General features: G+C 43.6%; 19 protein-coding genes. 7 read left to right on the plus strand and 12 right to left on the minus strand.

Annotated elements, in window-relative coordinates; all coding sequences use genetic code 11:
- Positions 1-14 precede the first annotated feature (14 nt).
- The gene (gene pta / locus LCY76_RS22060; protein WP_248254461.1) at positions 15-986 is read right to left on the minus strand and encodes a phosphate acetyltransferase; all 972 of its coding nucleotides are present in this window, start codon (positions 984-986) and stop codon (positions 15-17) included.
- A gap of 211 nt (positions 987-1,197) precedes the next feature.
- On the opposite strand from pta, the gene LCY76_RS22065 reads away from it, so the two are divergent.
- The 3 genes from LCY76_RS22065 (at position 1,198) to gerQ (ending at position 3,672) form a co-directional block, all read left to right on the plus strand.
- Positions 1,198-1,971, plus strand: a complete 774-nt coding sequence (locus LCY76_RS22065; protein WP_248254462.1) for a sporulation protein — start codon at positions 1,198-1,200, stop codon at positions 1,969-1,971.
- 117 nt (positions 1,972-2,088) lie between these two features.
- Positions 2,089-2,835, plus strand: coding sequence for a hydrogen peroxide-dependent heme synthase (hemQ, locus tag LCY76_RS22070; RefSeq protein ID WP_248254463.1), 747 nt, complete (start codon positions 2,089-2,091; stop codon positions 2,833-2,835).
- 243 nt (positions 2,836-3,078) lie between these two features.
- Positions 3,079-3,672, plus strand: coding sequence for a spore coat protein GerQ (gene gerQ, locus LCY76_RS22075; RefSeq protein ID WP_419714964.1), 594 nt, complete (start codon positions 3,079-3,081; stop codon positions 3,670-3,672).
- A gap of 46 nt (positions 3,673-3,718) precedes the next feature.
- Here gerQ and LCY76_RS22080 read toward each other — a convergent pair whose 3' ends face one another.
- The 3 genes from LCY76_RS22080 to LCY76_RS22090 all read right to left on the minus strand — a co-directional run bounded on the left by LCY76_RS22080 (position 3,719) and on the right by LCY76_RS22090 (position 5,746).
- Positions 3,719-4,090 (minus strand): DUF423 domain-containing protein, encoded by a 372-nt coding sequence (locus tag LCY76_RS22080; protein WP_248254464.1) that lies wholly within the window; start codon positions 4,088-4,090, stop codon positions 3,719-3,721.
- A gap of 51 nt (positions 4,091-4,141) precedes the next feature.
- The gene (locus LCY76_RS22085) at positions 4,142-4,378 is read right to left on the minus strand and encodes a YvrJ family protein (RefSeq protein ID WP_248254465.1); all 237 of its coding nucleotides are present in this window, start codon (positions 4,376-4,378) and stop codon (positions 4,142-4,144) included.
- A 183-nt stretch (positions 4,379-4,561) separates the two neighbouring features.
- Complete coding sequence (locus LCY76_RS22090) at positions 4,562-5,746, minus strand: MFS transporter (protein WP_248254466.1); 1,185 nt, start codon at positions 5,744-5,746, stop codon at positions 4,562-4,564.
- 161 nt (positions 5,747-5,907) lie between these two features.
- On the opposite strand from LCY76_RS22090, the gene LCY76_RS22095 reads away from it, so the two are divergent.
- On the plus strand, positions 5,908-7,527 hold the full coding sequence (locus LCY76_RS22095) for a glycoside hydrolase family 13 protein (protein ID WP_248254751.1): 1,620 nt from the start codon (positions 5,908-5,910) through the stop codon (positions 7,525-7,527).
- A gap of 45 nt (positions 7,528-7,572) precedes the next feature.
- Here the strand turns inward: LCY76_RS22095 and LCY76_RS22100 are convergent, their stop codons facing one another.
- Together LCY76_RS22100 and LCY76_RS22105 are read right to left on the minus strand one after the other, a co-directional pair.
- Positions 7,573-7,851, minus strand: a complete 279-nt coding sequence (locus tag LCY76_RS22100; protein ID WP_248254467.1) for a YwdI family protein — start codon at positions 7,849-7,851, stop codon at positions 7,573-7,575.
- Between the two features lie 312 nt (positions 7,852-8,163).
- A complete protein-coding gene (locus LCY76_RS22105) occupies positions 8,164-8,400 on the minus strand; it encodes a hypothetical protein (RefSeq protein ID WP_248254468.1) in 237 nt (78 codons plus the stop codon).
- A 375-nt stretch (positions 8,401-8,775) separates the two neighbouring features.
- Here LCY76_RS22105 and LCY76_RS22110 point away from each other — a divergent pair, with 375 nt between their 5' ends.
- Positions 8,776-9,357 carry a beta-class carbonic anhydrase gene (locus tag LCY76_RS22110; protein ID WP_248254469.1) on the plus strand — a complete coding sequence of 194 codons (582 nt, stop codon included), beginning with the start codon at positions 8,776-8,778 and terminating at the stop codon, positions 9,355-9,357.
- Positions 9,358-9,674: 317 nt separating this feature from the next.
- Here the strand turns inward: LCY76_RS22110 and LCY76_RS22120 are convergent, their stop codons facing one another.
- The 4 genes from LCY76_RS22120 to LCY76_RS22135 form a co-directional block, all read right to left on the minus strand.
- Positions 9,675-11,195 (minus strand): ATP-binding protein, encoded by a 1,521-nt coding sequence (locus tag LCY76_RS22120; RefSeq protein WP_248254470.1) that lies wholly within the window; start codon positions 11,193-11,195, stop codon positions 9,675-9,677.
- A 197-nt stretch (positions 11,196-11,392) separates the two neighbouring features.
- Positions 11,393-14,890 carry a bifunctional 2',3'-cyclic-nucleotide 2'-phosphodiesterase/3'-nucleotidase gene (locus LCY76_RS22125; RefSeq protein ID WP_248254471.1) on the minus strand — a complete coding sequence of 1,166 codons (3,498 nt, stop codon included), beginning with the start codon at positions 14,888-14,890 and terminating at the stop codon, positions 11,393-11,395.
- A 190-nt stretch (positions 14,891-15,080) separates the two neighbouring features.
- Positions 15,081-15,776, minus strand: coding sequence for a polysaccharide deacetylase family protein (locus tag LCY76_RS22130; protein WP_248254752.1), 696 nt, complete (start codon positions 15,774-15,776; stop codon positions 15,081-15,083).
- A 191-nt stretch (positions 15,777-15,967) separates the two neighbouring features.
- Positions 15,968-16,114 (minus strand): lmo0937 family membrane protein, encoded by a 147-nt coding sequence (locus tag LCY76_RS22135; protein ID WP_248254472.1) that lies wholly within the window; start codon positions 16,112-16,114, stop codon positions 15,968-15,970.
- Between the two features lie 167 nt (positions 16,115-16,281).
- On the opposite strand from LCY76_RS22135, the gene LCY76_RS22140 reads away from it, so the two are divergent.
- Positions 16,282-16,635, plus strand: coding sequence for a YflT domain-containing protein (locus LCY76_RS22140; RefSeq protein ID WP_248254473.1), 354 nt, complete (start codon positions 16,282-16,284; stop codon positions 16,633-16,635).
- 206 nt (positions 16,636-16,841) lie between these two features.
- Here the strand turns inward: LCY76_RS22140 and LCY76_RS22145 are convergent, their stop codons facing one another.
- Positions 16,842-17,639: an alpha/beta fold hydrolase gene (locus LCY76_RS22145; RefSeq protein ID WP_248254474.1), complete on the minus strand. Its 798-nt coding sequence runs from the start codon at positions 17,637-17,639 to the stop codon at positions 16,842-16,844.
- A gap of 166 nt (positions 17,640-17,805) precedes the next feature.
- Here LCY76_RS22145 and LCY76_RS22150 point away from each other — a divergent pair, with 166 nt between their 5' ends.
- On the plus strand, positions 17,806-18,303 hold the full coding sequence (locus LCY76_RS22150) for a YajQ family cyclic di-GMP-binding protein (RefSeq protein WP_053356398.1): 498 nt from the start codon (positions 17,806-17,808) through the stop codon (positions 18,301-18,303).
- Between the two features lie 434 nt (positions 18,304-18,737).
- On the opposite strand, the gene LCY76_RS22155 is transcribed toward LCY76_RS22150, so the two are convergent.
- Positions 18,738-19,118, minus strand: coding sequence for an SLAP domain-containing protein (locus LCY76_RS22155; protein WP_248254475.1), 381 nt, complete (start codon positions 19,116-19,118; stop codon positions 18,738-18,740).
- Positions 19,119-19,240: the final 122 nt, after the last annotated feature.

Consider the following 19,240-nt stretch of genomic DNA (forward strand, 5'->3'; position numbering starts at 1 on the left):
TAGAAGAGAGCCTATTATAGCGCCTGCATGGCTGTAATAAGGGCAAGCTTGTAAACATCTTCCTCGTTGCATCCGCGGGAAAGATCGTTCACCGGCATGTTAAGACCTTGCAGGATCGGTCCGATCGCTTCATAGCCCCCGAGGCGCTGAACCATCTTGTATCCGATATTTCCTGTTTCAAGGCCTGGGAAGATAAAGACGTTCGCTTCACCTTTCAAAGGAGAACTTGGTGCTTTTTTCTGTGCAACCGATGAAACAAACGCTGCATCGAACTGAAGTTCACCGTCAAAAGGGAAATCAGGGTTCATGCCGCTCAAAAGCTCAGTCGCCTCTACTACTTTTTCAGTTTCAGCTGATTTAGCTGATCCTTTTGTTGAAAAGCTTAAAAGCGCCACTCTTGGGTCAATGCCGAAAACTCTTGCTGTATGTGCGCTTACTAATGCAGACTCAGCAAGGTCAGCGCTAGATGGTGCGATATTGATGGCACAATCAGCAAAAACATATTTCTCTTCGTCTTTTACAATGATAAAAGCGCCGGATGTCTTTTTAATACCTTCTTTTGTTTTGATGATCTGCAGGGCAGGACGAACAGTATCAGCTGTAGAATGAACAGCTCCGCTCACAAGTCCATGGGCTTTTCCTGTATAGACCAGCATGGTCCCGAAGTAGTTTTCATCCAAAAGAATTTGGCGTGCCTGTTCTTCTGTAGCTTTGCCTTTGCGGCGTTCTACGAAAGAAGCAACAAGGCTGTCGAATTCAGGATAATGCTTAGGATCGATTAACTCGATGTCGCCAAGGCTGACTCCCATTTCCTTTGCTCTTGAAGTGATCTCTTCTTTATTTCCAACCAAAATCGGTTTAAGGACGTTTTCTTCAGCCAATCTGGCTGCTGCAGTAAGAATGCGTTCGTCGGTGCCTTCGGGGAACACAATCTTCGGGTTCTGCTGTTGCACTTTTTCTTTTAAATCTTTAAATAAATCGCTCATGCGAGGTCCTCCTATTCGGGTACATTCCATACTAGGGTACTCCTTTTTGCGCCTGTTTTAAACCTATACCCTGAATTGAAAGCGCTTGTGCTAAGAAGTTGTTATTTTTAGAAAAATGGAAAATATAAAAAGGATAATTATGTAATCTGTTTGAATCTTTTTAAAAGACAATACGTATATCTTATTATCAATTTCAAGGAGGATTTCCAATATGTCTTTTATGAACAAAATGCTGGCCAGTGTTGGAATAGGGGCAGCGACCATTGATACGATCCTAACCAAGACCAGGTTCATTCCCGGAGAGGAAGTAAGCGGCACCGTGCAGATTACTGGCGGAAAAGCAGCACAGCCGATCGACTCGATTTCGATTTTCCTGATGACCGAATACATAAGAGAATCGGATGATAAGAAATACAGGGAACAATCTGCTGTAGCCCGCCACCGAGTAGCTGATTCCATAACCATACAGCCTGGGGAAATGAAAAAGATTCCTTTCTCGTTCCGTATTCCCTTTGATGTTCCGCTGAGCATCGGACATACCCCGGTGTGGCTGAAAACCGGGGCAGATATTAAAAATGCAGTTGACCCGTCAGACAAAGATTACATTACCGTGAATCCAGGGCCTCTTGTCAGAAGAGCGATGGAAGCAATTGAAGGACTGGACTTTGTGCTGCGTCAAACGACTTGTGAAGCTTCTTCACGCTATAGAAGCGGCCGACTGCCGTTTATTCAGGAATTTGAATATGTGCCAACCGGCATGTTCAGGGGTAAACTGGATGAACTTGAAGCGGTATTCCTGAGTGACGGCAGTTCCTTGGAGATCATTTTGGAAATAGATAAAAAAGCAAGAGGGCTGTTCGGCATGCTTGAGGAAGCGATGGATATGGATGAAAAGCATGTCCGGCTGGCATTTACAGAAAGAGAGCTTCAGGACACTTCTATTCTTAGCAGTAAAATCACCGCTGCCATTCAGCGTTTTGCGTGATCTCTACTTAAAGCTCTCCCTGTCTGTCCCGAACAGACGGGGATTTTTTTTTATTCAAGCGGATGTGGTATATTGGATAGGAGTGAAATTATCATTATGTCCAAGGAGTGACAATACATGAGTGAAGCTGCACAAACCCTTGAAGGCTGGTACTGTCTCCATGATTTCCGAAAGATGGACTGGGTATCCTGGAAAGCGATTTCAAGTGATGAACGCGAAGCTGCCATCAAAGAATTTATGACGTTTTTGGAAAAGTGGGAAGGGGTCGAGGCCCGCAAAGAAGGAAGCCATGCCCTTTATTCGATCGTCGGCCAAAAAGCAGATTTCATGCTGATGCTGCTGCGTCCAACGATGGAAGATCTTAATGAAATCGAGAACGCATTCAACAAAACAACATTTGCTCAATACACGATTCCTGCCTATTCCTATGTATCTGTCGTTGAATTAAGCAACTATAATCCATCCAATGATGTAGATCCCGAAACAGATCCCATGATTCAGGGCCGCCTAAAACCGGAACTTCCGAAATGGAAATATGTTTGTTTCTATCCGATGGACAAGCGCCGAGAAGGAAACGATAACTGGTACATGGTGCCGATGGAAGAACGCAAGAAAATGATGTACAGCCACGGCATGATCGGCCGCAGCTATGCAGGCAAGGTCAAACAAATCATTACCGGTTCTGTCGGATTCGATGACTGGGAGTGGGGAGTTACACTCTTTGCCAATGACGTTCTTCAATTCAAAAAACTCGTCTATGAAATGAGATTCGATGAAGTAAGTGCACGCTATGGTGAATTCGGTTCTTTCTATGTCGGTAACCAACTGACAAAAGAAGCCGTACCTGGATATCTGCACGTATAAAGAAAAGCTTCAGCGCCCTGCTAAGGTCCTCGAGGTCGCTGAAGCTGGACATCCCATTCCAGAAAGCTGGTTCTCATGCCGCGCACACGCGTGACATGAGAACCAGCTTTTTTTGGTCTAACAGGCGGCATGTTTACATATGATGAAATGTAGTTTTCCGGGCTTCTTCAGCATTCTATTAAACGTTATAGAACTTATACCGGTCCGCGTGTTTAAAAACCTTTTTACAAGGGGGATGCAAGTATGACAAATTACAGGCAAACACAAGGCCAGCAAACAGGTGGAGGCATGCCGCCCTACTATGGCAGTATGCCTCAATCAGGCCAGATGGGAATGGGCCAAATGGGCCAGATGCCGCAGGGACAGCAAGGACAGGGAGGTTATACAGGACCTGGGATGATGCCAGAGATGGGGATGCCGCCTCAAGGGCTCGGTGCAGCCTACGGACAGCACCCTACTGATATTGCCGCACCCGGTCAGCTGCCGCTTGAGCAATCTTATATTGAAAATATCCTGCGGTTAAACAAAGGAAAAGTAGCGACAGTTTATCAAACATTTGAAGGCAGTGATAAGTGGAATTCAAAAGTATTCAGGGGAGTTATCGAAGCTGCAGGTCGTGACCATATTATCCTGAGTGACCCCCAAACTGGAAAACGCTTTCTCCTTCTGATGGTCTTCGTCAATTACATTACCTTTGATGAAGAAATCGAATACACCTATCCTTTTGGCGGCTCCCAGGGAAGCCAGCAGCAACAGCAGGGCCAGGCCCAGGGACAGAGCCAAGGACAGCAATCGCAGTCCCAAGGGCAGCCGATGTCAACCTACAGCCCGAGGTAAACCAATACAAAAAGAGCTTTGTCTAAGCAAAGCTCTTTTTTCCTTTTTACAGCCCTTTTACAGCTGCGATAATGAATAGCACCCAGCCTGCAATAAATGCCACTCCGCCAAACGGGGTGATGATGCCGAGCTTAGAAATACCGGTTGTGCTTAATGCGTACAAGCTGCCGGAGAACAGGATAATTCCAATGAACATAAGCCAGCCTGACCAATGCAGCGCTCCTGAGTTTGTCAGTTTTCCCGCGAGAAGCCCGACGATCAAGAGTCCGATGGCGTGATACATATGATACTGTACACCCGTTTTATAGACTTCAATCATACGCTCTGATAGTTTTCCTTCCAGACCATGTGCACCGAAAGCTCCCAGAATAACCGCCAGTGCAGCATTCACGGCACCCAAGATTAAAAACAGCTTCATTTCCAATCCACTCCTCTAGTTTTCTTTTATCATACCAGAAAGTAAATGAGGTTATGAAACATCCGATTTTTTCAGTTCCTCTTTTTCTTTTAGCCTTTGACCGTATTGCTCCATCTTTTTTTCAAGCTCCTCTTTATCAACCAGCTCATCCCGCAGATCTTTTATTACAGATTCCAAGCTTTGAATCCTTTTTTCAAACTGCAGCATCAAATATCCAGCCAGTAAAACCGGAAAGCCCACATTCCCAAGGAGATTTACTAGCCCTAGCCAATCATTAGCTGTATTCATTCAAGATCTCCCTCACTTTTACTGTATATTTTTACGAACATTTGTTCGTAAAAATAGTATAAACCCGAACAGTAAAATTTACCATCATACATTCTACCGTTTTTAAAAACATGCCATAAGACCTAGTAAACAAAAAAAGGCTTCTGGGAAGTTTCTGCTTCCCAAAAGCCTTAAGCTTGTTTATTATGCATTTGTTGTCTTTGCCTGATCGTCAGGCACGTCTTTTACAAAAAAGGAGAAGACGAGGAGAATGCTTAAGAATAGGATGGGAAGATTGAACCCTGCTGCAGAACCAAACTTCTCGGATACTGCCCCGACCAGCCAACCTGCAAAAGCCCCTCCTATTCCCGAAGCGACATAGACAAGTCCCAGCGCCGATCCTCCAGTTTCTGAAAGTTTTGTGCCGATGGCTGTCGCTGTCGGAAACAGTACTGAGAAGAAGAGCCCAGACGCCGCAAACAGATACACCCACTGATCCGCGTAAAACTTACTGATCAGTACGGTGATGACCGCAAGAAACGCGAAGATCAGGATGGTCTTTTTCTCACCCAGTTTCTCTGCGATCCAGCCGCCTCCCAGCCGTCCCACGGTAAAGAGAAGAGAAAATACGGAAAGTATAGTGGTTACTAGTTTTCCTTTCTCCACATTGGCTGCTCCGTTAAGATCCAATGATTTTAGATAGCTCGGAAAGAAGTTCAAGAAAGAAACCTCAGCTGAAACATAAAAGATCAGGATAAACATAATAAAGACGAACTGTGCATTCTTAAGCATTTCCTTGAAAGCAGAAAGACTCGCACGGTCTGCCTTTCCATCTGGCAGTTTTACCGAAAGAACAAATACGATGAATGCCACTAATAAGACAGCGATGCCAATATAAAATACCCGCCACGATATAGCAGAAGAAAACATCCAACGAAGAATCAAAGGAGTGGCGAACATCCCAAGCCCATAAACCCCCATCGTTATATTGAACATCAAACCTTGTTTATCTGGGTAAACCGCCGGAACAATCGCATTCGATGCCACTGTCATGGCACCCAGGCCAAAGCCGACAATCATATAAAACCCGAGGAAAAACATGATTGTCTGGGCTGAACCTGTTCCAAACAGCCCCGCTCCCATTATGACTGCTCCTATGATGGTCATCAGCTTGAGGCCTTTCTTGTCCACGAGGTAGCCGATGATGACACTGGCGATCGTAAATCCCCATTGAAAAATAAAAACGACAAGGCCGAACTGATTCAGGTCGAGTCCTATGTCTTTTTTTACTTCATCCAATACGATGCCCTTCGTACTTGAAAGCCCTCCCAATAAAAACATCGTAAAACCCATAATGATCAGTGCCGTCATATTTCTGCTTTTTTTCAACTTTTTCACTTCCCCTGTTACGGATAAGAATCATGTCTTAAGCACCACTTCCCGAAAATGGAGAAAATAAATCCAGAAGTCCTCCGCTGTTCTCCAAATGGCTTTCCAGGCGGCGAAACTTCCTTCATAATGAAGAAAAAGGAGAGGAAAGGGTGAGCGTTTTGAAGAGAACATGGTGGAAAGAAGCTGTCGTCTATCAGGTCTACTGGCGCAGTTTTTTCGATACAGACGGAGATGGCTACGGCGATCTGGAAGGCGTCATTCAAAAAATGGACTATATTAAAAAACTTGGGGCAGATGTAATCTGGCTTAATCCAATCTATGAATCTCCTGATTTGGACAACGGCTATGACATCTCAGACTACCGATCGGTCATGAAGAAAGCAGGAACGATGGAGACATGGGAGAGATTGCTTAACGCAGCACACAGCAAAGGATTGAAACTCATCATGGACCTTGTTGTGAACCATACCTCCGATCAGCATCCATGGTTCATCGAGTCACGTTCATCAAAGGATAACCCGAAGAGAGACTGGTACATCTGGAAGGATGCGGTAAACGGCCGGGAACCGAATAATTGGCGTTCTTATTTTTCTCCTTCTGTATGGGAATTTGATGAAAAAACAGATCAATATTATATGCACTCTTTTGCCGTTCAGCAGCCGGATTTGAATTGGGAAAACCCTGAAGTAAGAGAAGAGATCTACAGCATGATGAAATTTTGGCTTGATAAAGGAATAGATGGATTCCGTATGGATGTAATCAACCTTCTGGCAAAGCAAAAAGGTTTTCCGGATTCTGATTATCCTGAGAACATTGATTACCTCGGAAATAACCCTGGCATTCATGACTATCTGCAAGAAATGAATGAAAAAGTGCTGCGCCACTATGATGCAATGACAGTCGGAGAGATTCCGTTCGTTGCACCTGAAGATGGCTTAAAGTATGTCGGCGAAGACCGGCATGAGCTGAACACATTGTTTCACTTTCAAGTAGCTGACGACATGCCTTCCTGGGAAATGCTCCGCTACAAGGAAATTCAGCAAACATGGTACGATGGCCTGCATGGGAAAGGGTGGAACTCTCAATTCCTGAACAATCATGATCATACCCGGCAAGTGACACGCTACGGAAACGACAAAAAATACCGCATCGAATCAGCTAAATTACTTGCCGCCATGGTTCATACACTGCCGGGAATGCCTTATATTTTTCAAGGTGAAGAAATCGGTATGACCGGTGTAAGGTTTGATACGATCGGTGAATATCATGATATCGCGATGAAAAATAAATATGAGGAAGAAACGAGCAAAGGCAGGGATCCTCAGGAAGTTCTGCATGAGCTCCAGCCGTTAAGCCGCGATAATTCCAGGACTCCGATGCAATGGAACTCATCAGAGAATGCCGGCTTTAGTGAAGGAAAACCCTGGCTTAACATGAACCCTAATTATAAAGAGATCAATGTTGAAAACGCTCTGAATGATTCCAATTCCGTGTTTTACTTCTATCAGAAGCTGATTTCTTTGCGAAAAGAACACGATGTGATGGTTTATGGCGACTATAAGGATTTGTCAGAGGGTGACGCAAAACTGTACATCTACAGCAGAAGCCTTAACGGTGTGACATGGCTGATCATGCTGAATCACAGCGATGAGCCCAGCTCATTCTCTCTTCCAGCATTCCTAACGGTTAATGAAGATAATCTGATTCTCGGAAACTATCCGGCGATCAGCGGCCAAAACGTTTTGCAGCCTCATGAAGCAAGAATATATCAACTATAAAAAAACAGGCTTCATCCGTTAAGGATGAGCCTGTTTTTCTGCTGTCTAGAAATCAAAAATGGAATCGCCGTTGCCCTCTTCTTCATCGTCCATCTTCTTATTCTGTTTAGGCAGTATGCCTGTAAATCCAGGTGGAGCAGAAATAGGGGAGGGCGGCACCCACTGGCTGTCTTCTCTGGTGCTGTCAGAATCCAGCATGAGATCGCAGAGTGTCTTAATGGCGGCCGCGTTCTCCTTTATTTTTGGCGAACTCTCCGGGAGCTGCTTTAGTTCTGTCACATGCTTTTCCATCAACGTAATGATATGGCGAACGGAAATACTCATGATTTGCTCTCCTTCCGATAAACCTTCTTTGCTGTACTTATAGTAACACATTTTTCCTCCACGAAAAAAAAGACAGTCTTAAAGAGACTGCCCGACATACTCCGCACATTTATTATTGAAATTCACAATGATTCACGGTGATCCAGGCCGCGAAACCCTATGAATTATCCGTTTTAATAGACTTTTGGATCTGCCAGCAGAATACCTTTCCCGTTCATCGATCTCTTTAAGTATTACTAAGTAGTATCTTGCCATCCTTAATAATATCATTTACCCTCTCCCCTCGATTTAAATTTTCAATTCCCGAATTGGTTAAGAAGTATCTATCCACTTCACTTTACGGCGTTCTTGTTTATAGTTGTTGATTGGTTTGAAGAGCGGACGTTCTTTCTTTTTCACCGCTTTAGCCAGCAGGTTCACAACCCGGTATTTCTGCTCTTTCACAAGAATGGCTTGCTCCACCCTGGTGATCATCAAGGAAACCGCCTTTTGAAACATCACATTCACCGTAAATAGAATAATGGCTATTAAATACACAGATTGTTCCATATCCGTACATCCCCCTTTTTGATAGTAAATCTATTTTAATGGATTGCCAGCCTTGCTTTGGGCCTGTCCCCCTTTCTTCCTGACATGATGCTTTAACAACTTACTATCATATGTTCTTGATAGCTTGATTATACGGAGTGGAAAAGGAAATGTTTGTCACAATGCGCTTCGTTTACTTGTTTTTTTCCTACATATCTTTGCGTTGTCCAACAAAAAACGAACCATTCCTGAAAGAGTTATCCTTCCTGACAATATTTCAGCCTGTTTTTTTATCGATAACACGCTTGTTTCGTCTAATTAAAACTTTTGAAATTTGATTTATGAGGATATTTCGATAAAATAGTGAAAAAGAGTTCTTTAGAAGGGAAGATAAACGTGGCAATTTTGAATGAAATTTTAGAGTACAATGAACAATTCGTGGAGAACAAAGAATACAAAAAGTACCAGACGACGAAGTTTCCAGAAAAAAGGCTTGTTATTATTTCCTGCATGGATACAAGGCTGACGGAATTGCTTCCACAGGCCATGAATTTAAAAAATGGAGACGTTAAGATTATCAAAACCGCTGGTGCTATTATTGCGCATCCATTTGGCAGTGTCATGCGGAGCATCCTTGTCGCCATCTATGCCCTGAAGGCATCAGAAGTCTGTGTCATCGGCCATCATGATTGCGGAATGAGTGCTCTTGATCCTGATGATTTTTTGGGAAAAATGAAAGATCAGGGAATAAAAGAGGAAACGCTCAATACTTTAAAGTACTCTGGCATGGATTTCAATCAATGGCTGAGAGGGTTTGATAAAGTAGAGGATGCCGTAAAAAGCAGTGTAAGCATGGTAAAGAATCACCCGCTTCTCCCTGAGACTGTCAGTGTCCACGGCCTTGTCATCGATCCAGAAACCGGAAAGCTCGATGTCGTTGTTGACGGGTATACGAACGTACCCAAAGAGCAATGTTAATATAGCGTATTAGAGGAACGGAAAAATAGCACCATTCATCATTTGAACGGTGTGGAATTTAAGGTCAGGAGCTTATCTTCGTAGAAGATAAGCTCCTCTTTTTTTATCCAAGGCTCTGCCTGACTTATGCTAATTGTTTCACGACTTCTTTCGCAACGCTAATTGTGGATTGCGGGTTTTGGCCAGTGATTAACTTCCCTGCAATTTCAAAATGATCTGACAAGTTAGAGCCCGCAACAAGGCTTGATCCAAATTCACGTAGTTTCCTGAACGATAAAAAGCTCCTCAATGCTGCAGTTAATACAGGTTTAGGAGCTTTATTTTGATATTTCCGGAAGTTTAACCGAAAAGACCGTTCCTTTATTCGGTTCGCTTGTTACAGTTACTTCCCCATTATGCTGCTCAATGATTTTAAAACTCACCATGAGGCCAAGCCCGGTTCCCGTATCCTTTGTCGTAAAGAACGGTTCTCCCAATTTCTTCAGCTGGTCCTCCTCCAGACCATGTCCTTCATCTTTTACTTCAATGATCGCATAGCCGCCGCTTGTCCGTTTGACCGATACTTCAACCTTGCTTCCTTGTACGGATGCTTCCACAGCGTTTTTGATCAGATTGATAAACACCTGTTTCAAGGAATTGGAGTCTCCCCTGATTAGGCAGTCTTTATCTTGAATGCCGTATTGGATCGAAATATTGGAAAGGCTTGCGTACGCTTCCATCAGCAGCAATGTTTCTTTTACGAGGCCTGACAGATCTACTTCATCATAAGTAAACTGCTTCACCTTTGCCAGCTGCATGTACTCCTCTAAAATCTGGTTCATTCTGTTAATCTCAGCCAGCATGATATTCGTGTATTCATCCGATATGTGTTCCTCCCGCATGAACTGGACAAATCCCGACAGAATGGCCAGCGGATTCCGTATCTCGTGAGCTACACCTGCAGCCAGCTGACCAATGACAGAGAGCTTTTCAGATTGGACAATCAGTTCTTCTGTCCGCTTCGTTTCTGTTATGTCCCGGTAAATCCCAGCTATTGCTTTAATCGTGCCGTCAGGTTTGCGTATCGGGGAGAAGGTGACGGAGACCGGAAACAGCTCATCTGTTTTCTTTTGGTTGACCATTTCATACCCTGCAACTGCTTCTCCTTTTATGATCCTTTGAAACACTTCCCGAATCAGCTGCTTTTGTGTGGATGGAATATGCTGAAACGGCTTTTTCAAGATCTCTTCTTCCTTCCATCCGTAAAGCTCAATGAAAGCCCGGTTCACCGCGAGAACATCACCTTTCAGATTCTGAACGAGAATAGCGTCAGCTGTCTGTGAGAAGATGGAATGGAAATATTCTTTCGATTCCAGCAGCTGGCTTGCTGTATGCCTTTCCCTGTTCTCAGACCTCACGCGGAGACTTTCCGTAAACTGAGTAGATAGAACGAAAAAAAGCGTTAAAAAAACAAGAAGCAGAAGGATAAAGACAAGATCAAAATCTTCAACCGAGGAAAACAGCTCCCGTTCCGCAAAAAAGAAATATGAAGACATGGCCACCGCCAGGACACCCGCATAAATTATAACTTTATATTGGCTGTAGATCGTACTCAGCAGCAGACAGAACCATATGTACAAATAGTTGACCAACACGGGCTGGAACGTTATCAAACAGAACAGAAACCCGAAAACACCCGTGACGGTTAGATACATCGAAAAAATAGGATTACGGTTTCGAACAGCAAAGAAGGTAATAAACCCTCCGATGCCTAAGCCTAACGGCAGCATGAACGAAACGATATCACGGTCGAATATAAAATCAAAGAGAATATCAATGGCAAAGAAACCCCATAGCATTTTATAAAGGAGCTCATTTCTTTTTTAATTACGTTCAATTGATCTGTATGAAAACCGTTCACCATTCCGGCTCCTTTGTTCTAGAAATCACTCCAACAACTGGATTATATCACAAATAAAGGAACTCCCCGAAACAAAAGACCAGCTTAAGTCCCGCAATATGTACGGAAGCCTTAAGCTGGTCTGAATTCAACTTTTTACTTGTTCAGTTTCGTAATTCTGCCTTCTGTTTTAGGATCAACTGTACCTTTTGCTTTAATGTATTTTACAAGTGCTTCAAGGTCGACTATGTCGATAGAAGGGTTTTTGCCGTTCTTTAACGTCGTATATCCGTCTCCGCCGCCTGCCATAAAGTTATTAACGGTTACAGAATAGGTTTTTGCAGAGTCAACAGCGGTTCCATCAGGAAGCGTAATGCTCACGATGCGGTCACCAGCCGGCTGTGAATCATCATAGGTGAACTTAAGCCCTGAAATCTGCAGGATCTTCGCACGTGTTGGATCTGCCCATTGCTCGTTCAAAAGGCTTTTTACTTGGGCACCTGTAAGATCCATTTTCACAAGATCATTACCGAAAGGCTGTACTGTAAAAGCTTCCTTCCACGTAATTTCTCCTGCATCAATATCTGCACGCACGCCGCCCGGATTCATGAAGGCAAAATCTGTGCCGGTCTGGGCTTTCATGGAATCAGCGATCAGATTCCCCATTGGGGATTCTCCGTCTGCATTGATGTCCTTAGTAATATAGTTAGGTGTTGTACCGATCTTTTCATTTAAAATGGGAGCAACGTCCGCTACATATTTGTCAACAAATGCTTTAATTTCAGGATCTGGAGCAATTTTGCTGCGGTCAACAGTTACGACTTCCGCGGTCTTTTTAACGATATCCTGTGTTTTAGGATCGATGACAAGATCTACATCAGAGAACGCGGTCCCGGAAGAATAGGATTGTACGAGAAGCTTATTGTCGACTACTGCATTCGTAAGCGCATGGTTGTGCCCGCCGAACATAACATCAACTTCATCGTCAACTTTGTTCGCCATATCCACGAGTTCGCCTGTTGCATTCTGTCCATCAGCTGTAGAGTTCGCCGGATTGTGGGCAAGTACGACGATGGACTTAATTCCTTTTGCTTCGAGTTCTTTTGCATATTTGTTGATGGCTTCTGTCTCATCGGTAAATTCAACACCTTCTACGCCGCTCGGGATAACGATGCTAGGCGTGTCAGAGAGAACAACACCGATGATGCCAATTTTTGCTCCGCCTACTTCTTTGATCACATAAGGATCAAGAAGCGGTTTGTTTGTGCTCTTGTCAATCACATTGGCTGCCACATAAGGGAAGCTCGCCCCTTCAAACTTGCCATACTTTGCTTCTGTTTTCGGATGGCTCCCACCGTGGATCAGACGCAGCATTTCTTTTACGCCCTCATCAAACTCATGGTTTCCAATCGTTGCAGCATCAAAGCCCAGTTTGTTCAAAAAGCGGATCGTAGGCTCGTCCTGAAGCAAAGCTGATACCGGAGAACTTGCTCCTACTGCATCACCCGCATGAAGCAAAAGCGTATTCGGGTTCGTTGCTTCATGCTGTTTTAAGTAGGCTGCAAGATATTCAGCACCGCCTGCGTTGATCTTCGAGTTGTACGTATCAAGCTGGCCGTGAAAATCATTGATGCCTAAAAGCTGCACATTAATGTTCTCAAGCTTTTTAAGTTTATACGAATATTTCGCAAAGCCTTCTGCTGCAGAGCCAACATATTTAATGGCTCCATCTGCCGGTATTGCCTTTTGAGCGTCAGGTGTAGATTCAAAGGTTACATTCGGTTCACCTGCTACAGAAGCAAACTTCCAGTTTTGATCTGCAGAAGGATCAATCGTGCCGCGTTCACGAATATAGTCGATGATGACTTGACGGTTTTCATCCGGATACAGGTTGACTGCCGTTTTATTTTTTACACCCGGGAACAGTCCGTTTGCACGGTAATTATTCGTCGCAACGATAAATTCCTGGTTATTGTCGATTGGCTTGCCGTTGTATTGAAGATTTTTAATACGGCTGGAATCAGCATTGATCACATTTCCGTCTTTATCATATTTCGCCGGCTGTGTCACATCGACATCATAGGTAACGCCATCGATCACATCAAAGTTATACGTCGGGAAATCATTGTTCACAAGCGCCTGCTCTTCTTTTTGGGACGGATCAATCTTGTTGAACTGCCCAGCTGACATCTCGAGCCATTCCTTCACATCAGAGCCTTTCACTTTAACAGTCGCTACAGTGTTTGGATACAGATAAAGGTCAGAGACGTTCTTAATCGCGATGGTGCCTTTCGGAATATTGGTGTAGTAGTTCGCACCGTTTCTTCCGCCTGCTTTAAATGGAGCCCCTGCAGATAATACTGGCAGACCTTCATCCTTCGTGCCTTTTAATTGCTTTTCAACGTACCATTTTTGTGCGTTAGTAACGATTTGAATGGATGGATCATCCTGGACAAGTGCGAAGTAGCTGTTGATGTCAGCACTTGTTTGTCCTACCGGCTGGCGGACATAGGCAATGGTGCCTTGATGGTCTTTTTTGATCGCTTTAATGATGCTTTCGTCAGTTTTGGCGAGACTTTTCTTGTTTACTTTGTCATAAACCGCTCTTAATTGAGTCTTTGCCTTGGCGATAGACCATTTTCCTTTGACTTTTACAAGGCCAAGGTCCATTACGCCAAGCTGGTTGCCCCAGTTTCCTGGCATGATGACCGGTTTCCCGTTAATCGTTCCGTTCTTTTCATCAACACCCGGAAGGTTTGCGAAATCGCCTGGGAATGTTTTGTGATTGTGTCCGGAAATAATCGCATCGATGCCTTTGACTTTAGTCAGGTCGTAGGCGGCATCCTCTTCCATCTGTTTGCGGTCTGCATCACCAATTCCGGAGTGCGCCAGAGCAACAATGATGTCAGCTCCGTCCTTTTTCATTCTAGGAATATAGGACTTTACCGTATCGACGATATCCTTTGTGATGACTTTTCCATCAAGGTTGGATTTATCCCACATTGTAATTTGAGGAGTAACGGCGCCGATTACACCGACTTTGATGACTTGTTTATGTCCTTTTGTATCAATGACTTTCTTTTTAATAATTTTATAAGGTTTAAAATAATTCTTGTCGTTGTAAGGATTTCTATCATGATCATCTTTAAAGACGTTGGAATTCACGTACGGGAAAGGAGCATCATCCAAGACCTCCTGAAGGTAATCCAGGCCATAGTTGAATTCATGGTTTCCTACAGTTGCGGCATCGTATTTTAATAGTTTCATCGCTTTGAAGACCGGATGCATTTCTCCGTTTTCAAGCTTGTCCACTTTCGCTTTGTAATCACCGAGCGGGTTACCTTGAATCAAGTCCCCGTTATCAAAAAGAAGGGTGTTCTTAGATTCGCTTCTCGCTTTTTTAATGAGGGTTGCCGTTTTTGCCAAACCAAACTCATCTGTTTCCGCGTCTTTATAATAATCGTAATTTGCGATATGAGTGTGGATATCGGTAGTGCCCAGGATCCTAAGCTGAACGGATTCGGTTTTGCTCTGCTTCTGCGGTTTAGCTGCTGCTTTTACTGAATCCATAGTGATTGGTGAAGCAAGTACGGCTAATGCCATTGTTGATGCCAGAAAAGAACGTCCCATTGAAGTAAAGGACTTTTTCCCCATACGTATCCCCCTAAAATCATTCAGTTATTTTATTGCCAATCTAATTATATATTTTGAAAATAAAAATTAAAGACTTTATTCGTAAAATAAAGGTAAATATTTTAAAATCATGTAAAAATAGTTATATAGACCCATTTGAATACAAAAAAAGCCGCCGGAACAGTTTCCGGCGGCTTTCTGTTTAATGAATTTATTGAAAATTGACTGGTTCTTGTTTTTCACTTATAGGCGAAAACTCATACCCTTTTTTCTTTAGGGCACCAAGCAACTCTGGCAGTTCTTTGGCTGTTAGCTCTTTATCATGCATCAGGATAACAGGATCATGATGGTTCTTTTCCACTTGTTCCACTTGCTGCAACGTTTTATTGACCCAGCTGTCATCCTTGCTTCCCCAGTCAACACTGTCTACGTTCCAATCCCACATGATAAACCCGTCACGTTTAAGCGCCTCAACATACTCAGGTTTCATATACGGCACACTTCCATAAGGAACACGAACGAGGTTCGAATGGATCCCAGTCAGGTTTTCCAGCGTCTGGCGGCACGTTTTCATTTCACCCGTAACCGTTGATTCACTATGATAAAACGCATCTTTATCATGTGTCACCCCGTGGCAGCCCACTGAGTTTTGGCTGTACGCCAGGCGCATCGTTTCGATTGGATATTGCTCCATATGCGGCGCGAGCATAAAAAAAGTCGCCGAAGCGCCATAGTCATTTAAATCCTTCATAAGCTGTCCCGTCGTTTTTGACGGACCGTCATCAAAGGTTAAATACACTTTTTTGTGTTCGGTTTGCTGTTCTGCGTGAGCTCTGTTTTCATCCATGGGCATCGCCATAATGGCCAAATACAACAATACAAGCGAGCCTATCGTTTTCGCTGCCATTTTCAAACCTATCCCTCCAAACGATTTTACATCCTTACAAGCTATTCGGTGGATAGGATTCCTTTGCCGGGATATCAATGGCTTTCAAGCAAAATTGATTCTTTTGAAGGGTGTCAAATGGAACCGGTTTTTGAATAGATCCGGAATTTCTTCATAAAAAAGGATGCTTCAGTGTGGAAGCATCCCTTCTGTCAGGCTGATCGCCTTCCCTTTATTAATTTAAAGACAATAATCACGATGGCCGCAATCAGAAGAATATGAATGATTCCGCCAGCAATCTTAAAAATAAGTCCCAATAGCCATAGTACGATTAATATACCGATAATTGTCCAGATCATTTGGGTATCTTCCTTTCTTGTTTCATTACGCTTTATTTTCCCCAAAAGTAATCGGTATAAAACGCCAAGGTTCATTTTTCCATGTTTACAAAACACAAAAAGCGTGTACATAACAAGTGTATTTAATTCGAGCAAGTGTATTTAATTCGAGAGGGAGGAATTTGATCATGGCTGTTAAACCATTAGTACGAGAATTTTCTACGGAACAAGAAGTAATTTCTGCGGTCAACGAACTTGAAATACGGGGAATCAACCACGATGACATCTACGTGCTTGCACACGAAAGAGACGACACGCGTGACATCGCAGATGCAGCAGATGCCAACACCATTGGGACGGCAGAAGAAGGACTAGGAACTGCCATTAAAAATCTCTTCCAAAAACGCGGTGATGAACTCCGCAATAAACTTGAAGAAGTCGGGTTAAGCTCCATTGAAGCAGAGCAGTACGAAAGAAAACTCGATGAAGGTAAAGTCCTTGTACTTGTAAAAGGCGATAACAACCTAGACACTTGGTTGTAAAGTTAAAATATAGGAAAAGGGACAGGGCTCACTCGTCGTGAAGCCTGTCCCCTTTTTTTGCATTCCTTGCGGCGGAGATTGGAATGCGTCGGATCGTGTCATTTAATGTCGAGTATAAACCGATTGAACATAAAAATTTTCGAACCTGATTTTTCAGTACTTCCAGATGAGTTTGCAAAAAGGAGCCCAGTGTAAAGGCTCCTTTCTTATGACACCGAAGAACGGGTGGTCAGATGCTTTTTTATAAACGTTATTGCTGTTTGATTAAAAATATCAGGCTGATCGACGTTGCAAACGTGGCCGCAATCCTTTATGGCCACAAGGCTTGAGTACTTTTTCTGTCCGATGAATGCCCGAATGGCTGGCAGAAACATATAGTCTTCCTCCCCCATGATATAAAGGGTAGGAATGGGCAGCTCCCTCTCCCTCATCGTCCGCAGGAAGGGGTTCACCCTCTGTGTCAGCTGAAACCACCGCTTGAATTCCTTTTGGCACAATTTTTTCGCTTCCCGGATGAATAGCGATCTTGACGTTTCATGCCGCCTGTTCGGCATGATCACCCATGCAAAGAGCCGATACAGCCACATGAAGGGGATAAAGGCTTTGACAGCATTCCCCAATGTGATCAGAAGGCGGGAGCGAAAATTAAGTCTCATCACTGCCCCGCCGAGCGTCATCGAGCGGACACGGCAAGGGGCCATCTCGGCGATTGTCTGGATCAGGATCGTTCCGAGCGATATTCCCACAAAATGAGCGCACGGAATATCCAGATGATCCATCACTTCAAGTACATCCTTGCTGATATCCTCAAACGAATAGTTGCGAAGAAGAAAGCGGTCAGACTTGGAGCGTCCGTGCCCTCTTAGGTCGACTAGAAGAACGTTGAATTCCTGCTTGAATTCCCGGATTTGTTTATACCAGATAGAAGAGCTTCCACCGGCACCATGAATGAAGATTACCCATTCATAGCCGCTGCCCTTTTCATACGTTTTGTAATGAAGCAAGCGATATTCCCCCATAAGTTGTGGCTGCTGTTTTACGTTAAGCTCATTGTAGCACAGGCATTGCTGCAGTTGGCCCGTTATAATTTTACAGAGTTTTGTCAAAACTGAAAACAGCGATATAATGTTAGTATAATAGAGTGATAGATACATAAAGGAGGCTGAAAAAATGAGTAAAGAAAGCTCATTTGACATCGTTTCTAAGGTAGATTTGTCAGAAGTGGATAACGCGATCAATATCGCCATGAAGGAAATTAAAAACCGCTATGACTTTAAAGGCAGCAAAAGTGACATTTCATTGGATAAAGGCAATGAGGAGCTTACGCTGATCTCTGATGATGAATACAAAATGGAGCAGCTGAAGGACGTCTTGATCAGCAAATTGATTAAACGGGATGTCCCGATCAAAAACCTGGATTATTCTAAAATTGAGCAGGCTTCAGGCGGTACAGTTCGCCAGCGTGCCAAGCTCGTCCAGGGCATCGACAAAGAAAACGCAAAAAAGATCAACACCATCATTAAAAATTCAGGCGTGAAAGTGAAAAGCCAGGTGCAGGATGATCAAGTTCGCGTGTCCGGCAAAAACCGTGATGATCTTCAGCAGATTATCGCTGCCATCCGCCAGGCTGACTTGCCGATCGAAGTACAATTTATCAATTACCGATAAAAGCTGAGTGATTGCTATTAAAAGCAGGCGCCTGTCCCGATGACCCGGGGCAGGCTTTTTTGTTTGGGGTTGGGGTGGTTTCGTGGATAATTCCTGAAATGAATGCGTCGAATCCGGTCGATTGGTGTCGGATATCAACGGTTCGATAAAAAAAGATTTTCGATAATATATCGGCGTTTTCGATAATAAACTCACTCTGAGTACATCTACAGAGAAAATAAGCTCCATCCGGGAGCCAAAAAGGGCTGATGTAACGGCAGTAAATTAGAAAGCTCACTACGTGGCACCCCATTAAAGCCTTTTACTCAAAAACCCCTCAATTCAACCTGAAATCTTCTTTTTTAGCGAAATGTTTTTTTTATCATGGAACACTCGCATTACCGGGTTTTTCTATGCTTGTTTTCTATTATTCTGTGAGCTTCTTTAAACAAAGCCTAGTTTATAAAATCCAGCTGGCCGCCAGCCAGAACCGGTTCGTTTTTTATGCTTTCCACCGGAAAAATGAAGGTCCAGGGCATGCTGGTTTCAGCTTCCAGCACGATTTGCGGGATGGTAAAGACTGATTCTGCGATGGTCCTTCCCTCCTCTTTATAGGTAAGTTGTTTTTTTTCAACAGTAAATCTATCTTGTTTATAATTATGAAGAACACCGGTAACAAGCAGCTCCCCTTTATAATTCAAAGCCGTTCGGATCATGGAAAAAGAAGTCTCCTGTTCTCCAGGTATACACGTTTCTTGAAAGACTTTTTCTATCGTTTCCCGATCCTGATCGGCGACCGCTTTATCCCATGAGTTTTCGTACACTAAACGCTGCATGATAACACATCCTTTTTGATGTAGCTTTCCGTATCATATCATATTTTTTCCTGTAAACCGCCAACCTCAGCATAAAAAAATGCCCGGGGCAGCCCCCAGGCGTCTAAGCAATCATGACATTT

The sequence above is a fragment of the Fictibacillus marinisediminis genome, from assembly GCF_023149135.1.
Classification (GTDB): Bacteria; Bacillota; Bacilli; order Bacillales; family Fictibacillaceae; genus Fictibacillus_C; species Fictibacillus_C marinisediminis.